This is a genomic window from Arthrobacter sp. TJ-254 (assembly GCF_058269175.1).
Map to the genome: position 1 here is coordinate 381,559 of NZ_JBZCNF010000001.1, position 18,054 is coordinate 399,612.

Annotated in this window: 19 protein-coding genes and 1 pseudogene; 11 read left to right on the forward strand and 9 right to left on the reverse strand. The window is 67.7% G+C overall.

Annotation, left to right across the window (positions count from 1 at the left end; translation table 11 throughout):
• The first annotated feature begins 212 nt into the window (after positions 1–212).
• The 4 genes from AC4D14_RS01780 (at position 213) to AC4D14_RS01795 (ending at position 4,079) form a co-directional block, all read left to right on the forward strand.
• Positions 213–842: a flavin reductase family protein gene (locus tag AC4D14_RS01780; protein ID WP_490899873.1), complete on the forward strand. Its 630-nt coding sequence runs from the start codon at positions 213–215 to the stop codon at positions 840–842.
• Positions 843–889: 47 nt separating this feature from the next.
• Positions 890–2,371, forward strand: a complete 1,482-nt coding sequence (hpaB, locus tag AC4D14_RS01785; RefSeq protein ID WP_490899874.1) for a 4-hydroxyphenylacetate 3-monooxygenase, oxygenase component — start codon at positions 890–892, stop codon at positions 2,369–2,371.
• A 99-nt stretch (positions 2,372–2,470) separates the two neighbouring features.
• A complete protein-coding gene (locus AC4D14_RS01790; protein ID WP_490899875.1) occupies positions 2,471–3,799 on the forward strand; it encodes an MFS transporter in 1,329 nt (442 codons plus the stop codon).
• Positions 3,800–3,884: 85 nt separating this feature from the next.
• Positions 3,885–4,079 (forward strand): hypothetical protein, encoded by a 195-nt coding sequence (locus AC4D14_RS01795; RefSeq protein ID WP_490899876.1) that lies wholly within the window; start codon positions 3,885–3,887, stop codon positions 4,077–4,079.
• A gap of 101 nt (positions 4,080–4,180) precedes the next feature.
• On the opposite strand, the gene AC4D14_RS01800 is transcribed toward AC4D14_RS01795, so the two are convergent.
• The 6 genes from AC4D14_RS01800 to AC4D14_RS01825 form a co-directional block, all read right to left on the reverse strand.
• On the reverse strand, positions 4,181–4,609 hold the full coding sequence (locus AC4D14_RS01800) for a protein kinase domain-containing protein (protein ID WP_490900468.1): 429 nt from the start codon (positions 4,607–4,609) through the stop codon (positions 4,181–4,183).
• Positions 4,588–5,139: a serine/threonine-protein kinase gene (locus tag AC4D14_RS01805; RefSeq protein ID WP_490899877.1), complete on the reverse strand. Its 552-nt coding sequence runs from the start codon at positions 5,137–5,139 to the stop codon at positions 4,588–4,590. The genes AC4D14_RS01800 and AC4D14_RS01805 overlap by 22 nt, the downstream gene beginning before the upstream one ends.
• A 173-nt stretch (positions 5,140–5,312) precedes the next feature.
• Positions 5,313–6,113: an alpha/beta fold hydrolase gene (locus AC4D14_RS01810; protein ID WP_490899878.1), complete on the reverse strand. Its 801-nt coding sequence runs from the start codon at positions 6,111–6,113 to the stop codon at positions 5,313–5,315.
• A 65-nt stretch (positions 6,114–6,178) separates the two neighbouring features.
• Positions 6,179–6,508: a biotin/lipoyl-containing protein gene (locus AC4D14_RS01815; RefSeq protein WP_490899879.1), complete on the reverse strand. Its 330-nt coding sequence runs from the start codon at positions 6,506–6,508 to the stop codon at positions 6,179–6,181.
• On the reverse strand, positions 6,501–7,466 hold the full coding sequence (locus tag AC4D14_RS01820) for an alpha-ketoacid dehydrogenase subunit beta (RefSeq protein ID WP_490900469.1): 966 nt from the start codon (positions 7,464–7,466) through the stop codon (positions 6,501–6,503). The genes AC4D14_RS01815 and AC4D14_RS01820 overlap by 8 nt, the downstream gene beginning before the upstream one ends.
• 76 nt (positions 7,467–7,542) lie before the next feature.
• The gene (locus tag AC4D14_RS01825; protein WP_490899880.1) at positions 7,543–8,565 is read right to left on the reverse strand and encodes a thiamine pyrophosphate-dependent enzyme; all 1,023 of its coding nucleotides are present in this window, start codon (positions 8,563–8,565) and stop codon (positions 7,543–7,545) included.
• A gap of 369 nt (positions 8,566–8,934) precedes the next feature.
• Between AC4D14_RS01825 and AC4D14_RS01830 the strand changes: the two genes are divergently transcribed.
• The 6 genes from AC4D14_RS01830 to AC4D14_RS01855 all read left to right on the forward strand — a co-directional run bounded on the left by AC4D14_RS01830 (position 8,935) and on the right by AC4D14_RS01855 (position 15,321).
• On the forward strand, positions 8,935–9,426 hold the full coding sequence (locus tag AC4D14_RS01830) for an Lrp/AsnC family transcriptional regulator (protein ID WP_490899881.1): 492 nt from the start codon (positions 8,935–8,937) through the stop codon (positions 9,424–9,426).
• 161 nt (positions 9,427–9,587) lie between these two features.
• Positions 9,588–10,298, forward strand: a complete 711-nt coding sequence (locus AC4D14_RS01835; RefSeq protein WP_490899882.1) for an NUDIX hydrolase — start codon at positions 9,588–9,590, stop codon at positions 10,296–10,298.
• Positions 10,295–11,575, forward strand: a complete 1,281-nt coding sequence (nadA, locus tag AC4D14_RS01840; protein ID WP_490899883.1) for a quinolinate synthase NadA — start codon at positions 10,295–10,297, stop codon at positions 11,573–11,575. The genes AC4D14_RS01835 and nadA overlap by 4 nt, the downstream gene beginning before the upstream one ends.
• A gap of 67 nt (positions 11,576–11,642) precedes the next feature.
• On the forward strand, positions 11,643–13,256 hold the full coding sequence (nadB, locus tag AC4D14_RS01845; RefSeq protein WP_490899884.1) for an L-aspartate oxidase: 1,614 nt from the start codon (positions 11,643–11,645) through the stop codon (positions 13,254–13,256).
• On the forward strand, positions 13,253–14,173 hold the full coding sequence (nadC, locus tag AC4D14_RS01850) for a carboxylating nicotinate-nucleotide diphosphorylase (RefSeq protein ID WP_490899885.1): 921 nt from the start codon (positions 13,253–13,255) through the stop codon (positions 14,171–14,173). The genes nadB and nadC overlap by 4 nt, the downstream gene beginning before the upstream one ends.
• On the forward strand, positions 14,170–15,321 hold the full coding sequence (locus tag AC4D14_RS01855; RefSeq protein ID WP_490899886.1) for a cysteine desulfurase family protein: 1,152 nt from the start codon (positions 14,170–14,172) through the stop codon (positions 15,319–15,321). Before nadC ends, AC4D14_RS01855 begins: the two co-directional genes overlap by 4 nt.
• On the opposite strand, the gene AC4D14_RS01860 is transcribed toward AC4D14_RS01855, so the two are convergent.
• A complete protein-coding gene (locus AC4D14_RS01860) occupies positions 15,309–16,229 on the reverse strand; it encodes an oxidoreductase (RefSeq protein ID WP_490899887.1) in 921 nt (306 codons plus the stop codon). The genes AC4D14_RS01855 and AC4D14_RS01860 overlap by 13 nt on opposite strands.
• A gap of 180 nt (positions 16,230–16,409) precedes the next feature.
• Between AC4D14_RS01860 and AC4D14_RS01865 the strand changes: the two are divergent.
• Positions 16,410–16,490 (forward strand): annotated as a pseudogene (locus AC4D14_RS01865) (transcription initiation protein); the annotation flags it as partial.
• On the opposite strand, the gene AC4D14_RS01870 reads toward AC4D14_RS01865, so the two are convergent.
• Positions 16,487–16,948 carry a MarR family winged helix-turn-helix transcriptional regulator gene (locus AC4D14_RS01870; protein ID WP_490899888.1) on the reverse strand — a complete coding sequence of 154 codons (462 nt, stop codon included), beginning with the start codon at positions 16,946–16,948 and terminating at the stop codon, positions 16,487–16,489. The pseudogene AC4D14_RS01865 and the gene AC4D14_RS01870 sit on opposite strands and share 4 nt — an antisense overlap.
• Positions 16,941–18,038: an LLM class flavin-dependent oxidoreductase gene (locus AC4D14_RS01875; RefSeq protein WP_490899889.1), complete on the reverse strand. Its 1,098-nt coding sequence runs from the start codon at positions 18,036–18,038 to the stop codon at positions 16,941–16,943. Before AC4D14_RS01875 ends, AC4D14_RS01870 begins: the two co-directional genes overlap by 8 nt.
• Positions 18,039–18,054 lie beyond the last annotated feature (16 nt).

The following is an 18,054-nucleotide window of genomic DNA, read 5'->3' on the forward strand; positions in this document are numbered from 1 at the left end:
CCTCGGGGTCCGCGGCAGACCGGCCCCAGTCCGACGGGCAGTCCAGATCTGCCGGCGGCGGGGGCCTCCGAGGACGGATTCATGGTGGTCGCCATCCCACCGCTGATATCGTTCTTTACTGGAACCCAGCGTTCAACGACCGACGGCTCCGCAGCGCCGGCGGCGGAGCACCTCCTTGAGTGAGCGCCGCACTCGAGTGAACGAGGCACAGGATGACCGCCACACCGAGCGACCCTTCTTCCGAGAGTGCCGCGGCGCCGCCACCCGCCGCGGCCCCATCCGGTGCCGCCCCGCCCACTTCAACCCAGTCCGGTGCTGCCCGTTCCGGTCCTGTCCCGCCAAGAATTCCGCGGGTCCCTACGCCCCGCGCCCAGCATTTCCGGGGAAGCCTCGGGCGGTTCGCCACCGGCGTCGCGATCGTCGCCTTCGACGGCCGGTCCAAGCGCTTCGGGCTCACGGTCAACTCCTTCACCTCGGTGTCCCTTGAGCCGCCGCTTGTCCTCGTCAGCATCGCCCGCACCACGAAAGCGCACGACGAGCTCGCCGGGCGGCCCTTCAGCGTCAACATCCTCGGTGCCGAGCAGCAGCAGCTCGCAATGCACTTCGCCGGCCGTCCCACCGAGGAGCCCAGATGGATTGAGGGCGGCACCGCGCCCCGGCTCGCAGGGGTCCTGGCGTTCTTCGAGTGCGCCCCCTGGGCGGCCTACGACGGCGGCGACCACACCCTTTACCTCGGCGAGGTCGTCCACTTCGACTACCGCAGGGGAGATGCCCTCGCCTACGTCAACAGCAGGTTCACGACAATCCCCGAGTCGCTGCTCGGAGTGGAGGACCTGCTCTAACCGCTTCCCGTCCAGCCACAGCCAACTACTCAACCACTGGAGTACCCATGGGCATCCGCACCGGCCGGCAGTTCCTCGACAAAATCAATTCGATGCATCCCTCGATCCTCATCAACGGCGAGGTCGTCACGGAAAACGTCGCAGAGCACCCGGCCTTCCGCAACGTCGCGCGCACCTACGCCAAGCTGTTCGACATGCAGCACGACCCGAAGTTCAGCGAGGCGCTGACCTACGAATCACCTTCGACGGGGGACCGGGTCAACGCGTCCTTCCTCGTCCCGCGGACGATCGGGGACCTCGAGCGCCGGCGCAGGGCAATCTCCACCTGGGCCGAATACTCGAACGGGTTCCTCGGGCGCACGGGCGACTACATGAACAGCTCGTTGACCGCCCTGGGCACCGCCGCGAAGTGGTTCGGACAGGCCGACCCGGAATTCGCTGAGAACATCAGGAACTACTACGAGATGTGCCGGGAGCAGGACCTGCTGGCAACCCACACGCTCATTCCGCCGCAGGTCAACCGCTCGGTGTCGGGCTCTGAGCAGCTTGGCGGACAGCTTGCCGCGCGTATCACCGAGGAGCGCGAGGACGGCGTCGTCGTCAACGGAGCCCGCATGCTCGCCACAATCGCGCCGATCGCCGACGAACTGCTGGTCTTCCCGTCGACCCTGCTCCGCAACACGCCCGAAGACGAGCCCTATTCCTTTGCGTTCGCTGTCCCCAATGACACCCCGGGCCTGCGGTACCTCTGCCGCGGCCCGCTCTACAACGGCGGCCCCACCCACGACGAGCCGCTGGCGAGCAGGTTCGAGGAGATGGACGCCGTCGCCGTCTTCGACAACGTCTTCGTCCCGCGCGAGCGGATCTTCATGCTCGGCCACCCTGACCTGTGCAACGGCTTTTACGCCGAAACGGGAGCGGGGGCGCTCATGACGCACCAGGTGGTCACCCGCACCATCGCCAAGAGCGAGTTCTACCTCGGACTCGCCTCCGAGCTGGCCGGAGCCATCGGCACGGACGGCTTCCTCCACATCCAGGAGGACCTCGCCGAACTGATCCAGATCGTGGAGATCGGCAAGGCGCTGCTCCGCGCCTCCGAGGTTGACGCCGCCCCCAACGCGGAGGGGGTCATGCTTCCGAAGTGGTCAACGCTCAACGCCGCCCGGAACTGGTATCCGAAGGTGTCACAGCGCTTCCCGCAGATCATTCGCAAGTTCTCCGCCAGCGGCCTGATGGCCCTTCCCGGTGAGGCCGACGTCGCAGGCCAGGCCCTCGCCGACATCGAGCTCTACCTGCAGGCGAAGACGCTCACCGGTCCGGAACGGGTCCGCCTGTTCAAACTTGCCTTCGACGCGAGCATCTCGGGGTTCTCCGGGCGCCAGGCCCTCTACGAGTATTACTTCTTCGGCGACCCGGTGCGGATGGCAGGGGCCCTGGTGAACAGCTATGACCGCGAGCCGGCGCGCAGCCGGGTCCGCGAGTTCCTGGCGAGGGAAGACGAGACCCCGGAAAGTGAAACCGCTAATTAATTAAGGGAATCTTCCCCGATCCGGGGCTGGGAATGCGTATGATCGATCTCACACTACCGAACGTTCTGTCGGTTATTCGATCCGTCCCTTGGAGTGACAATGACGTCTTTCACCGCTGCGCAGGCCTCGGGCCACCGCACCTCCCGCGAGGAGCGCCGGGTCCTTGCCGGCACACTCGTCGGAACAACCATCGAGTGGTACGACTTCTTCATCTTCGCCCAGCTCACCGCGACGGTACTTGGCGCGCTGTTCCTCACGCCGCTCAAGGAGTCGAATCCGGGCCTTGCCCAGGTCCTCGCGTTCTCCCTGATCGGCATCAGCTTCCTCTTCCGCCCCCTCGGGGCGATCGTGGCCGGCCACCTCGGGGACCGCATCGGAAGGAAGTCGGTCCTCGTCTTCACCCTCATCCTCATGGGTGCGGCGACGGCACTGATCGGGCTCCTGCCCACCTATGCTTCGATCGGTGTCTGGGCGCCCGTCCTGCTGATCCTCCTGCGCATCCTCCAAGGGTTCTCGGCCGGTGGCGAGTGGGGAGGAGCGGCCCTGATGTCCGTCGAGCACGCTCCGATCAGCAAGCGCGGGCTGTTCGGCGCCTACCCGCAGATCGGGGTGCCGATCGGCATGATCCTTGCCACAGGCACGCTCCTGATGCTGCGCACCGCCATCCCGGAGGACCAGTTCCTTGAGTGGGGCTGGCGCGTGCCGTTCCTGCTCTCGGTGGTGCTGATCGTCGTCGGGTACCTGATCCGCCGTGCCGTCAGCGAGAGCCCTGTCTTCAAGGAGATGGTGGCCCGGAAGGCCGAAAGCAAGGCGCCGCTGCGTGAACTGTTCCGCAAGAACACCCGCGAAGTGCTCCTCGCTGCAGTCATCTTCATCGGCAACAACGCCGCGGGCTACCTGGTCATCGCCTTCTTCATCTCCTACGCCACAACCGCATTGAAAATGCCCGTGGTGCCGGTGCTGCTCGCTACAACGCTCGCCTCCTTCGGTTGGCTGATCTTCACCATGGTCGGCGGGTGGCTCTCGGACCGGATCGGCCGCGTGCGGACGTTCCAGATCGGCTACGCCCTCGTGTTCGTCTGGATGCTTCCGATGTTCCTGCTCGTGGATACCGCAAACATTTTCCTGTACGGGCTGGCCCTCTTCGTCCTGACCATCGGGCTGGGGCTGTCCTACGGCCCGATGTCGGCGATGTACGCGGAAATGTTCCCCGCCAACGTGCGATACTCCGGGATCTCGATCGGCTACGCGCTGGGTGCCATCCTCGGCGGAGCGTTCGCGGCGATGGTCGCGCAGCTCCTGCTCGAGACCTACAAGTGGTCGGGGGCTGTTGCCATCTACATCATGATCCTGTGCGCCATTTCCTTCATTGGCGTCACCCTGGTCAAGGAGACCCGCGGCGCCCCCTTGGGCGTGTCAGCTCACTGACCCGGTCATCAGCCTGCTGTCGATCGGCGTTCAAAGCGCCTAGGATCGAGGGGAGGCACGCTTCTCAGATCGGAAGGATAATCCAATGACGACTTCACAATCCGGCAACGGCGAAGAGAACAGGGACGACGAGACCGGCGGAGCGGGCCCGGAGGGGACTATTCCCGACAGCTCCGACGGCATCGGCGCCACGACACTCGACGAACCGTCGAACTTCGAACCGGAGGAAGACGACGCGGAGGCCGACCCGGAGGGAAAGAACGCCGGGGGCGGCGCCTGATTACTGTCAATCACTGACCGGAACCTGCCGGCCTGCTGCAGGGCATCAATGCCCTGGAGCAGGCCGGCAGTTCTGTGTCGGCAGCTCCGTATTGAGGGCTGTCAGCCCAGGCTCGGAGCTCTTGAGGGCGGATCAGGGATGTGGATGTTCCCGGTGGTGATTCCACCGGTGATGACGTCTTCCGCGCTGTCTGCGGTGCGGGATATCCGCTCCGCGAACGGCTCGGCGAGGACGGTGCCCTCGTCGGTGCGGGCGCGCAGCATCACCGCCACGTCGTGGGCGTAGGGGCGGTCGGCCGGGTTGCGGGCGGTCATGCGGGTGAGGATGTCGACCCAGTCCGCGCCAAGTGCGGCAGGAACCTCCGGATCGCGCAGCAGCCTTGCCACGGCGGCTTCAACGATGGGCCCCGGAAACGCTTTCTCTCCGGTAAGGCACTCAAGCAGCACGAGGCCGAGGGAGTAGATGTCGCTGCGTTCTTCGATCTCGATGCCCTGTGCCTGCTCGGGGCTCAGGTAGTTCGCCGTGCCGATGGTGGCCCCGTCGCCGTGGCCATCGTCGCCTCGACCATCCGGGCAATACCGAAGTCGGTCAGCTTCGGGTAGAGCCTTGTGTCGTTTTCCCCGGAGTGGAACATGAGGATATTGGCCGGCTTCACGTCGCGGTGAACCACCCGCTGGGAGTGGATGTACGCCAGGGCGTCGGCGAGGTCAGCACCCACCTGCGCGACTGCGGCGGGAGACAGCGGCCCCTTCTTGAGGAACTTGCGCAGGTCCTCGCCGTCAACAAACTCCATGACGAGGAACCCCGTGGTGCGGCCGTCCTCATCCTGGTGCAGCCCGGCATCGTGAAGGGTCACGAGTCCGGGGTGGTTGAGGGTTGAGAGCAGGAGCGTCTCGGTGTGCTGCCGGCGGTATTCGTCGTCGTCGGCGGTTGTCGAGTTGAAGACCTTGACCGCGACGTCGCGCCCAAGGTTCCTGTCGACGGCTTTATAGACGGATGCAGCCCCGCCGACGCCCAGCAGGTCGGTCGTCTGGTACCGCTCGGCGAGGAGCACATCCATGGGTGTTCTCCCGGGAAAGTGGAAAGTGGAAAAGTTTATTGAGAAGACCGGTGGTGAGCGCAGTAATGATAAGGCTGCTGATCACTTTGATGATTGTATCCTGACGCAACCGACATTCGCCGCCAGGTGCGGGGCATTTACCGAAAATTTATACAGCCGGTCCCGCTTGTTTCTCACCGTGCAAGAAACTCCACGGCGGCGCTCTTGAACTGCCGGGAGGTGACGGCGTTGGCATGGGTGCGCGCGGGAAGCCACAGCAGACCCGCCTCGGGTGCGAGTTCGGAGAGCTCCGGTGCGGTCCGGGCGAGCTCGTCGTTCTCGCCGGCCACGAGCAGCAACGGCATCTTCGGCACTGCCTCGGCAGGCCGGAACGGCTCTGTCTTGATCGCCTCGACAAGCGTGAGCAGCGCGAAGACGTCGTTGGTGGGAACGAGGCGGGCCATGCGGAAGAGGTCGGCGGTGGACTGGTCGGCGATGGGCACCGCGTCGGAAAGGAAGCGCTGGGCGGCCTCAAGGTCGAAGGCCGCGAGCGGGTCCTCGCTTCCCGGGCCGCCCAGGACCATGCGGTGCACGAGCTCGGGCTGGGTGGCGCCGAACTCCCATGCGAGCCGCGAGCCGAATGAGTACCCGATGATGTCCACGCCGCTTCCGGGCCGGTCCTCCCGCAGCGGAATGACGTGGGCGTCAAGGAGCACCTGCAGCAGATCCGCCCGAATGCGGCTGGGGGAGTAGGCATCGCGGGCCTCGGGCGCTCCGCTGCCGCCGTGGCCGGGCAGGTCCACCGTGATGACCCGCCGGCCGGCGTCGTTGAGGAACCGGATCCACCCGGTGTCGATCCAGTTCAGTTTCGCGGAGGAGGCAAACCCGTGAAGCAGGAGGACCGGGCGCGCACCGGCGTCCTCCGCGGGAGGATGGATCTGCACGTTCAGCTGAGGATTCGACCCCTCAACCAGGTGCTCGCTGTGCCGTCCCATTCCATCCCTTTCATCCACCGCACGGGCGGGTGTCCGCGCCGGCAGTCCCATCAGTTGCGTGCCGGTCAGTCGTCGTCGAGCACGGCGCTCAGGCGCACCCGCCGCTTCGGCGCCTGTTCGGTGGGCACGGTGCCGACAATACCCGCAGTGTCGTCGGGCACCTCAAAAACGATGAGCGGCTGCCCCACGGCGATGACGGCTCCCGGTTCACCATGAACCTTAACCACAGTGCCGGCCTGGGGTGAAGGAAGCTCCACGGCAGACTTGGTTGTTTCAACCTCAACGAGCGGCTGGTTGCGCTCAACGTAGTCGCCTTCGGCGACGAGCCATTCAAGGATGGTTGCCTCAATGAGGCCTTCACCGAGATCGGGCAGGGGAAATGAGATTTCAGCCACGGCGGTGCTCCAATACGCGCTGGATCCCAAAAAGGATCCGGTCAATGTTCGGGAGGTACTCTTCCTCGAGGTCGCCCGACGGGTAGGGAACGTCGAAGCCGGTCACGCGCTCCACCGGAGCCTTGAGGGTGTTGAAACACCGCTCGGTGATGATCGAGGCGACCTCGGCACCAAGTCCGCTCCTGCGGGGGGCTTCGTGGACGACGACGGCACGGCGCGTGCGCGAGACGGACTCGGCGAGCCCTTCGGCGTCGATGGGGCTGAGCCAGCGGAGGTCGAGCACCTCGACGTCGATTCCGTCTTCGGCGGCAAGCTCGGCCACCGCGAGGCAGCGGGCGACCATCGCGCCCCAGGCGACGAGGGTCAGGTGGCGGCCGCGCCGCGCGATGCGCGAACCCTCCAGCGGACCTGCCGATTCGAGGTCCACTTCACCCTTCTGCCAGTAGCGCGCCTTCGGTTCCATGAAGATGACCGGATCCGGCATCGAACCGGGTTGGCGGAGCAGGTGGTAGGCCTGGTGGGGATCGGAGGGTGACACGACCTTCAGCCCGGGCACGTGGACGAAAAGGCTCTCGAGGCTCTCCCCGTGGTGTTCCGGTGCCCGGATGCCGCCGAAGCTCGGAACCCGCAGGGTGATCGGCATGGGCAGCGTCCCCCGGCTGCGGTAGTTCATCCTGCCGATCTGGGAGACGATCTGGTTGACCGCCGGGTAGGCGAAGCCGTCGAACTGCACCTCGGGAATCGGGTGGAAGCCGGCCATGGCGAGGCCGACCGACATGCCAAGGATCCCGGATTCCGCAAGCGGGGTGTCGAACACCCTGGCGCTGCCGAACCGCTCCTGCAGCCCGTCGGTGATCCGGAAGACTCCGCCCAGCGCCCCGACGTCCTCGCCGAGGATCAGCGCCTTCGGATTGTCTTCGAGTGTCGCGGCCAGGGCGAGGTTCAACGCAGCCTGCATCGACAGCTGGACCGGGGCGGGCACGGCAGCACCCTCCGGCTGCCCTTGGGGGTCGCCGCGCAGTGCGGTGGATGGCTCAAGCATGCTCCGACTCCTTCCTCCAGGCCGCGGCCTGTTCCGTGAGCGATCGGGTGGGTTCCTGGAACACGAAGTCGAACATCTCCGCGCCTCCGCGTGCGGGAAGGCGTTCAACGCCCTCGCGGACGCGCTCCGCTTCCGCCTCCGCCTCGCGTGAAGTTTCGGCGAAGAACGCATCAGGAGTGCCGAACCTCTGCCGCAGCATCCCTTCACAGGCGAGCAGCGGGTCGAGGGCACGCGCTGCCTGCTCCTCGTCGAGCCCGCGGTAACGGCCGGGGTCATCACTCGTGGAGTGCGGTCCCAGCCGGTAGGTCATCGCCTCGATCAGCATCGGTCCCTTGCCCGCCCGGCAGTGCGCGAGGGCCTGCCGTGTTGCCTCAAGGACGGCCTCGACGTCGTTGCCGTCAACCTGCAGCGACGGCATCCCGTACCCGGCCGCACGCGCGGCGACCGATCCTCCGGCGACCTGGCGCTCGGTCGGCACGGAAATCGCCCACCCGTTGTTCTGCACGAAGAAGATGACGGGGGAACGGAAGACGGCGGCGAAGTTCATCGCCTCATGGACGTCGCCCTGCGAGCTCGCGCCGTCGCCGAAATAGGTCAGGGCGACGTTGAAGCCGTCTGGAGCGGGTCCGGCGAGGGTCTGCCCGTGCGCCCACCCGACGGCGTGGAGGACGGAGCCGGCGACGACGGCCTGGATCGGAGCGAAGTGTGTCTTGGCGGGGTCGTAGAGACCGCCGTGCCAGACGGCCTTGTGGGTGGCCATGTATTCGACCATGTCCACGCCGAGGGCCCTGGCGACGCCCATTTCGCGGTAGGTCGGGAAGATGAAGTCCCGGGAGGGGTCGACGGCGAAGCCGCTTCCCACCTGGGCGGCTTCCTGCCCGAGCAGCGGGGCGTACCCCGGAAGGATGCCCTGCCGCTGCCAGCGGACCGCGGCGATGTCGAGGTGACGGACGGCGGCGAGGAGCCGGTAGAGCTCCTCGAGCTCAAGCTGGTCCGTCTGGGAGGCGCTGTCCATTGTCCATCCTTCGGTTGAGGTAGCTCCCGCGACCGTATGCAAGGAGACACGATCGCGCAATCTGCCGAGTAAAGCTAACACAAACTGCCGCATTTCCCCGGGATTCCCCGAATGGAGGTATACAAACTGTTAGCCGTTTCCGCTATCGTCAGGACAGGGCTGTGGCGGGCTGGCCGCAGGTGACTCCTGACTGGAGGGCTGTCTCGGAGGGGCGAAGATATGTGCGTCGTTGGACATATCCCCGCCGTCCGGCGGTTTCGGCCGCCGGTGTGACCTTAGGCACACCGGCGGATCTCCCGCAACTTCGTCACGCGCCAGTCCCGGCCCCAGGGAGCGCACCTCGGGGCCGCCCCAACTGAAGGAGAAGGAATGGATGTCGACGAGCTCGATGCCCGGATTGCCGAAATCTTCACCGACGATCCCCGGATGTCGGTTCTCGAGGCGTCGAGGAGCCTCGGGGTCGCCCGCGCCACGGTGACCGCCCGCCTCGAGCGGATGCAGCGCGGGGGCGTGATCGCAGGGTGGGGGCCACGGATCGATCCGGGTCCGCTCGGATACGAAGTGACGGCGTACTGCTCGTTGATCATCAACCAGGACACCGGGCATGCGGCCGTCGCCGAGGCGCTGGCCGGAATCCCCGAAATCCAGGAGGTGCACACGGTGTCGGGGGAGAGCGACCTCCTGGCCCGCGTCACCGCCCGGTCGAATTCGGATCTGCAGCGGGTTATCGACGAAATCATCGCGACCGAGACGGTGCTGCGCTCCTCGAGCGTCATCGTGCTCAACACCCACTTCGAAGGCAGGACCCTGCCGCTGCTGCATGCCGCCGCCCTCCCGCGCCCGGGAGCCGCGGAGGGCTGAGTCCCGCCCGCGCGGCCGGCCGCCGTCCGGCCCCGGCAGGGAAGATTGGGCGGGAGGGGCCGACGCCGGTCGCGGCCACCCTGCATCATGAGTTATAGTCATTATGACTTTTACTCGTGACCGTCTTGTCAACGGCCTTTCGACCGGGGCGGTGCAGCAGGATGTCGATCTCAGCGAACGTCTCCGAGCGCAGCCTCCAACCGCCCGCCCTGGCGATCTCCACCGTGATATTCGCACTGCGCGGCGAGCCCGGCCGCAAGGAGCTCTGGATTCCGCTCGTCCGGCGCATCCGCCAGCCGCACCTCGGAAAGTGGGCGCTGCCGGGGGGGCCGCTGGCCGGAACCGAGTCGCTCCAGGATGCGGCGGCCCGCAACCTCCGGGAAACCACGGCGCTCGCCCCGCGCTACCTCGAGCAGCTCTATGCATTCGGCGGACTGAACCGGGCGGCCGCCCGGCGCGTCGTCTCGATCGTCTACTGGGCGCTCGTCCAGCCCGACGAGGCGGAACTCGCCGAGGAATCGGAGAACGTCCGGTGGTTCCGCGCCGACGCCCTCGAGGACCTGGCCTTCGACCACAACGAGATCGTCGACTACGCACTCTGGCGCCTGCGCAACAAGATGGAATACGCGTCGATCGCCTACCTCTTCCTCGGGGAATCCTTCACCCTCGCTCAGGTGCGGGAGGTCTACGAGGCCGTGCTCGGCAGGGAGCTCGACCCGGCCAATTTCCGGCGCCAGCTCCGCGCGGCAACCGACATCGTCGCCACGGACGACTACCTCCAGGGCGGGCGGCACCGGCCGCCGCGCCTCTACCGCTACACCGGAAGCGCCGCCTCCGGCGCCGACCGCCCATCCCCAAGGGAGACCACGTGACCTCAGTGAACACCGCCATCCAGCTCATCTCCCGGAAGGAGGCGACGGCGGGTGCATCATCGTGCACCCCGGAGCTCGCCCGGGCCCCGTGGGCGTTCGACGCCGCAGTCGAGCCCGGCTACGGGCCCGGCGCCTCGATGAACGACGCCGCGCCCGCCTTCACCCCGCGGCAGGCGGAACTCCCGGAGGAGTACCGGCTCGCCTCGGAGGAGGAACTTGAGATGCGGGTCCTGGCAGCGAAGGCGGAGCTGGGGGACAGGGTCGTCATCCTCGGGCATTTCTACCAGCGCGACGAGGTCCTCCGGCACGCCGACTTCGTGGGCGACAGCTTCCAGCTCGCGCGGGCGGCAACGCAGCGCCCTGACGCCGAGGCAATCGTATTCTGCGGCGTCCACTTCATGGCCGAGACCGCCGACCTGCTCTCCCGGCCGGACCAGTCGGTGGTCCTGCCCAATCTCGCGGCAGGATGTTCGATGGCGGACATGGCCGACATCGATTCGGTCACCGAATGCTGGGAGCAGCTGTGCGAGCTCTACGGCACCGAGCCCGACGACGACGGCCGGGTCCCGGTCATCCCCGTTACCTACATGAACTCCTCGGCTGCCCTCAAGGCATTCTGCGGCGACAACGGCGGCATCGTGTGCACCTCCTCGAACGCTGCTGCGGTCCTCGAATGGGCCTTCGCGCGCGGACAGCGCGTCCTGTTTTTCCCTGACCAGCACCTCGGGCGCAACACCGCCAAGGCCATGGGCATACCGCTGGAGCGGATGCCGATGTGGAATCCCCGCAAGGACCTGGGCGGCAACGACGAGCAGGCGCTGAACGAGGCCGCGGTCATCCTCTGGCACGGGTTCTGCTCGGTCCACAAGCGGTTCTCCGTGGCCCAGATTGACAAGGCACGGGCCGAGTTCCCGGGCGTGCGCGTGATCGTCCACCCGGAGTGTCCGATGCCCGTCGTTGACGCCGCGGACGAAGCCGGCTCGACCGATTACATCCGCAAGGCGATCGCCGCTGCCGCGCCCGGAAGCACCTTCGCCGTCGGCACTGAGATCAACATGGTGAACCGCCTCGCCGCCGAGCACCCCGAACACACGATCTTCTGCCTTGATCCGGTGATCTGCCCGTGCTCAACGATGTACCGGATCCACCCCGGCTACCTCGCCTGGGTGCTTGAGGGGCTGGTCGGCAATGTCGTTCGCAACCGCATCACCGTCGCGAACGACACCGCGGACGCCGCACGGGTGGCGCTTCAGCGCATGCTAGCGGTGCAGCCGTGAATCCGTCAGTCAAACGAACTCCGCCCGCCGCCGCGCCGACCCGGGCGGCCCGAACAGCTGCCTGCCGGTGACCGCGGGTCCTGTGCGCATGCGCCCGGCGGCCCGCGGCGCCGGGGAGGGGCATCCGGGGCGCGTTGTCATCGTGGGCGGCGGAGTCGCCGGCCTGTACACGGCACTCCGGGTACGGGCCGTGCTGCCGGCCGCCCGGGTGGTGCTGATCGCCAAATCGGAGCTGCGCGAAAGCAACACCTGGTATGCCCAGGGCGGCATTGCGGCGGTGCTGCCGCAGCACGAAACCGGAATCCAGCCGGAGGATTCCGTCGGCGCGCACGCCGCCGACACCCTCGCGGCCGGCGCGGGCCTGTGCTCCGGCGACGCCGTCCGCCTGCTCTGCGAGGGTGCGCCCGCCGAGATCCGGCGGCTCCGTGAACTCGGCGTCGGGTTCGACGTCTCCGGCGGCGTCCTCTCGGTGGGGCGGGAGGCTGCCCATTCGGCACCGCGGATCCTTCACATCGGCGGCGACGCCACCGGGGCGGGGCTCGCCTCCACCCTGATCGGTGCCGTCCGCGCGGACCGCTCCATCACCGTGCTTGAGCAGGCCTTCGTCGAGGCGCTGGAGTTCACCGATGCCGGGCGGCTTGCCGGAGTGGCCGTGCGCCGCACGGCAGGGGTGCACGTTGAGGAGGCGGACGCCGTCGTGCTCGCCACCGGCGGAGGCGGCCAGCTCTACGCGTCGAACACCAACTCCCCGGTGGCCACGGCCGACGGCGTCGCCCTGGCATGGCGGGCCGGCGCCGTGGTTGCCGACCTCGAGTTCTTCCAGTTCCATCCGACGGCACTCGACGTCCCCGGCCATCCGCTGATTTCCGAGGCTGTGCGGGGTGAAGGTGCCGTCCTGCTCGACTCCTCGGGCTCCCGCTTCCTTTCGGACTACTCACCGGCCGCTGAACTGGCACCCCGCGATCTCGTGTCGCGGAGCATCGCCCTGCACCTCGCGCGCCGCGGGGAACAACGGGTCTACCTCGATGCCACCGGCCTTGGCCGGCGCTTCCTCGAGCGGCGGTTCCCCTCGCTGAGCGCCGCGACCGCGCGGTGCGGCTTCGACTGGGCGCGCGAACCCCTGCCCGTGGCACCCGCCGCCCATTACTGGATGGGCGGGGTGCGCACCGACATCTGGGGGAGGACCTCCGTCCCCGGGCTCTATGCAGTCGGTGAAACCGCCTGTACAGGGGTGCACGGAGCCAACCGCCTCGCGTCGAACTCACTGCTCGAGGCCCTTATCTTCGGGGCGCGCACAGCGGCCGCGCTCGCAGCGCCCCCGGGCGCCTGGCCGGTGTTCGCTTCCACCGCCCTGCACCCCGCACCCGCCGGCGCGGGCGAGCCCTACGCCCGGATACAGCTGCAGCGGCTCATGTCCGAGCACGCAGGCGTGGTCCGTGACCGGAGCGGACTCGAGCTCGCCCAGAAGCAGCTCTCCCAGTTCGGCGCCTCCGGGGCCGGCAGCGAAGCGGGGAACCTCCTCCTCGCGGCCCGGCTGCTTGTCCACGCAGCCGCCGTACGCGAGGAATCGCGCGGCGCCCACTACCGGGCGGACTACCCGCAGGAGCCGGTTCCGCCGGACACCACCAGCCCCCTCACCAGCAGCCGCGGATTCCGCAGCGCTGCGGAAGGAACGCCATGACCGCACCATCGAATTCACTGCCGACGACCGCAGCGCGGATTGCCCCGCCGGTGCCAGGGGAGGTTGACCGCGTCGTCGCGGCGTCCCTCGCCGAGGACGCACCCTGGGGCGACATCACCTGCCAGGTGCTTGTGCCCGAAGGAGCCGTGGCACGCGGCACTATTCGTGCCCGCGAAGGCGGAGTGTTCTGCGGTGCCGCGGTCATCGAGGCGGCAATGCGGCTGAGCGATCCACGGATCGGCGTAGATATCGAGGTTGCCGACGGCACGGAATTTCCGGCCGGGGCCGTCCTTGCACGGGTCTCCGGGCCCGCGGCGGGAATCCTCACAGGGGAGCGGACTGCCCTGAACCTGGCACAGCGCCTCAGCGGCATCGCAACGATGACCAGGCGCTTCGTCGAGGCGGTGGACGGCACCGCGGCGCGCATCGTTGACACCCGCAAGACGACGCCGGGGCTGCGGCACCTTGAACGCTACGCCGTGCGGTGCGGCGGGGGATCCAACCACCGATTCAGCCTCTCGGATGCAGTGATGGCGAAGGACAACCATCTCGCCCTGCTGTCGCAGGACGGGCCCGCCGGGCTTACCCGCGCGCTGGCGGCGGCCCGGGCTCGGCTTCCCCATACTGTCCACTTCGAGGTGGAGGTTGACCGGCTTGACCAGATCGAACCGGTGCTTGCCGCGGGGGCGCAGACGATCCTGCTCGACAACTTCTCGCTACACGACCTCGCCGAGGGGGTGCAGCAGGTGGCCGGGCGCGCGCTGGTTGAAGCGAGCGGAAACGTCCGGCTCGACACCGTCGCCGGCATTGCACGCACCGGCGTCGACCTCATCTCTTCGGGAGCCCTGACCCACAGCGTGCGCGCCCTCGACCTCGGCCTCGACCTCGAGCCTGCCGCACCGGGAGGTGCCGCATGATCTACCTCGACGCCGCAGCCACCGCGCCCGTCCGGCACGAGGTGCTCGAGGCAATGGCGCCGCTGCTCACAACGCACTTCGGAAATCCCTCAAGCCACCACGTGCCTGGGGAGACGGCCGCCCAGGCGCTTGAGGCGGCCCGGAAGAACGTCGCGGGCGTCCTTGGCTGCCGGAGCTCCGAGATCATCTTCACCTCCGGCGGCACCGAGTCGAACAACCTCGCGCTGAAGGGCATCGCGCTCGCGGCGCCCCGGGGCCGGCACATCGTGGCAAGCGCGGTGGAGCACTCCTCGGTGCGGCAGGTGCTTGACTACCTGCGGCGGTTCCATGGCTTCCGCATCGACCTGCTGCCGGTGGACGAGGAGGGCGTCGTGGCACTTGAGGCACTGCGGGAACTGCTGACACCGGAAACCACGCTCTGCACGATCATGTATGCGAACAACGAGGTCGGTACGGTGCAGCCCATCACCGAGGCGGCGGAAATCTGCCGGAATGCCGGAGTGTACTTCCATACCGACGCCGTGCAGGCCGCCGGCTGGCTGCCGCTGCGCGTTCGGGAGCTGGGGGTCGACGCCCTGAGCATCTCGGGCCATAAACTCGGCGCCCCGAAGGGCTCGGGCGTTCTCTACCTGCGCGGCCGGGTGCCCCTTGAGCCGCTGCTCCACGGTGGAGGCCAGGAACGCGGGCGCCGCTCGGGCACCGAAAACGTTGCGGGGGCCGTCGGTCTCGCCACCGCCCTGCGGCTGGCCCAGGCGGACCTGCCCGGAGCGGCCGACACCTCCGCGGCGCGGCGGGATTCGCTGGTCACGTACATCCGCGCGAACATTCCCTCCGCCCGCCTGACCGGCCACCCACGGCTGCGGCTGCCGAACCTTGCCTCATTCTGTTTCCCCGGCGTGAGCGGAGAAGCGGTGCTGCTGGAGCTCGAGCGGCTCGGCGTCGTCTCATCCAGCGGGTCGGCCTGCGCCGCGGGCTCGGACGAACCCTCGGCTGTGCTCCTGGCGATTGGCATCGATCCGGAGATGGCCCAGAGCGCCCTGCGGCTGTCCTGGGCCTCCTCCACGACGACGGACCAGCTGGAAACAGCCGCCCGGGCGGTCGTTGCGGCTTTTCGGAACGTCTCGGCGCTTGGGGCTCAGGCCGGCTGACGCAGCGGCGCGTAGTCGACACCGGTCAGTTCAACGCTGCGGTTCCAGAGCCGCTCGGCGACGCCGCGGTCGAGCACCCGCGGCGAGGGAGCAACAAGGCGGACATTGCCCCGTGTTTCGCCGGGCCCGTCCGGCCCGTAGTAGTCCCCGCCCTCAACGTCCGCCGCGGTGGCTGCGTAAAGGACCGGAAGTGCGCCCGCGCCGTCGGACTGGCTCAACAGGCTCAGGAACGCGCCGAACATGTCGAGGACGGGCGTCGGCTGCATCCCGGCCGTGAGGTTGGTGCGGGCCAGTCCGGGATGCGCGGCGACCGCAGCCAGGGGCCACCCTGCCGCACGTGCCCGCCTGTCCAGTTCAACGGTGAAGTAAAGATTCGCCAGCTTGCTCTGGTTGTAGGCCGCCCACCGGCGGTACTTCCGTTCGGACTGCAGGTCGTCGAAATTGATGCGTCCGCGCTTATGCGCAAGGCTCGAGACCGACACCACCCGGGGCCGCTCGGCTTCCCGAAGGCGGTCGAGCAGCAACCCGGTGAGCGCGAAATGTCCAAGATGGTTGACGCCAAGCTGCTGCTCGAAGCCGTCCTCGGTGAGGGTCCGCGGAGTGGCCATCACCCCCGCATTGTTGATGAGCAGGTCAAGCGGTGATGTCCACTCGGCTGCGAAACGGCGGATCGACTCAAGCCGCGAAAGATCAAGCAGGCGCAGTTCGACGCTGTTGTTGCCACTTAGCGCCCGCACCCGCTTCTCGGCATCCCGTCCCCGGCCGCCATCACGGCAGGCGAGTGCGACGGACGCGCCCTTCCGTGCGAGGGCTGCTGCAACCTGAAGACCGATGCCGCTGTTGGCTCCGGTGATAATTGCTGTGCGGCCGGTGAGGTTGCCGATCGCGTCTGCGGTGAACGGGGGCATCTGGCGGGCCTTCCGGTTGGGGCAGCTGCTTGCCGGGCATCACGGACCAGCCGGTACGCGGTACCCGGAATCTACATCATCTCCTAACGAACAGAGTCCCGGTAAGGTCTCCCGCCCCTGCGGCGCCCGGATGCCTTTACCAATCCACAACCGTTGCTGTCCGGCCCATCCGCGGGCAATATCGAGTGGGCGAGGAAGATCGCAGTGGCCTGCCGTTGCGCGCAGGAGCTCCGCGAGTTCGGGTACGACCCGGCGAGCTAGTTGATCTCCAGCCCCTTGCAGATCTTGTCGGTCAGCTGACGAAGCTGCTCGAGCTCGGCGCTGTCGAGCAGCGGGCCAAGGGTCTCGTGGATCCTGCGGACGTGGGATGTTCCAATGCTCCGCTGCTGCGCCCGCCCCTTCTCCGTCAAGGCCAGTTCGACGCCCCGGTGGTCCGTCTGGGCGGGCCGGCGCTTGACCAGCCCCTTGGCCTCGAGGCGGTCAACCATGCGGCTCAGGCTGGGCTGGCTGATGAGCAGGCGCGCGTTGAGTTCATTGAGGCGGGTCCAGCCCGACTCGCACCTGCTGAGGTTGAACAGCACGTCGTACTCGCTGATCCCAAGCTCCCGGAACGCCGGATCCGTGCGGATCTGCCGCATCACCGCCACCTGCGCACGGAACAACGACTCCCAGGCCTCGGCAGTCAGGCGGATCGGGGGCACCTCCGACTGCTCAGCCATGGTGTGCCGCCACGTGTCCGGCAGCCGCAGCGCGCCGGTTCTCGAAAGTCGGCGGGGCCGGCACGTGGGCCGGGGTGCGCTTGGCGAACTCGGCACGCAGCGTGGGAAGCACCTCGGATCCGAAGAGGTCGAGCTGCTCAAGGACAGCCTTCAGCGGCAGGCCGGCGTGGTCGATCAGGAACAGCTGGCGCTGGTAGTCGCCGAAGAACTCGCGGAAGGTGAGCGTCTTCTCGATCAGTTCCTGCGGGCTTCCCACGGTCAGCGGCGTCTGCGATGTGAACTCCTCCAGGGAGGGTCCGTGGCCGTACACCGGCGCGTTGTCGAAGTAGGGCCGGAACTTGCGGACGGCGTCCTGGGAGTTGCGGGAAATGTAGAACTGCCCGCCCAGGCCCACGATCGCCTCGTCGGCCGCGCCGTGGCCGTAGTGGGCGTAGCGCTCCCGGTAGAGCCCGATGAGCTGCTGGTAGTGCTCCTTCGGCCAGAAGATGTTGTTCGCGAAGAATCCGTCGCCGTAATACGCGGCGATCTCGGCGACCTGGGGGGTGCGGATCGAGCCGTGCCAGACGAAGGGTGCGACGCCGTCGAGGGGGCGCGGGGTCGAGGTGAAGTTGCGCAGGGGGGTGCGGAACTTGCCTTCCCAGTTCACGACGTCGTTGTCCCACAGCTGGCGCAGCAGGTGGTAGTTCTCAACAGTCAGCTCGACGCTGTCGTGCTGGTTCTTGCCGAACCAGGGGTAGACCGGCGCCGTGTTGCCGCGGCCCAGGATCAGGTCGACCCGGCCGTCGGCGAGGTGCTGGAGCATGGCGAAGTCCTCGGCGATCTTCACCGGATCGTTCGTGGTGATCAGGGTGGTTGACGTCGAGAGAATGATGCGCTCGGTCTGGGCCGCGACATACCCCAGCAGCGTGGTGGGGGAGCTCGGGACGAAGGGGCGGTTATGGTGCTCGCCCGTGGCGAAGACGTCGAGGCCAACTTCTTCGGCATGCTTGGCGATGGCCGCCATCGCCTTGATGCGCTCGTGCTCGGTGGGCTCGGTTCCGTTTGTCGGATCCGGCGTCACGTCGCCAACGCTGAAAATGCCGATCTGCACGGGTTCTCCTTGAGGC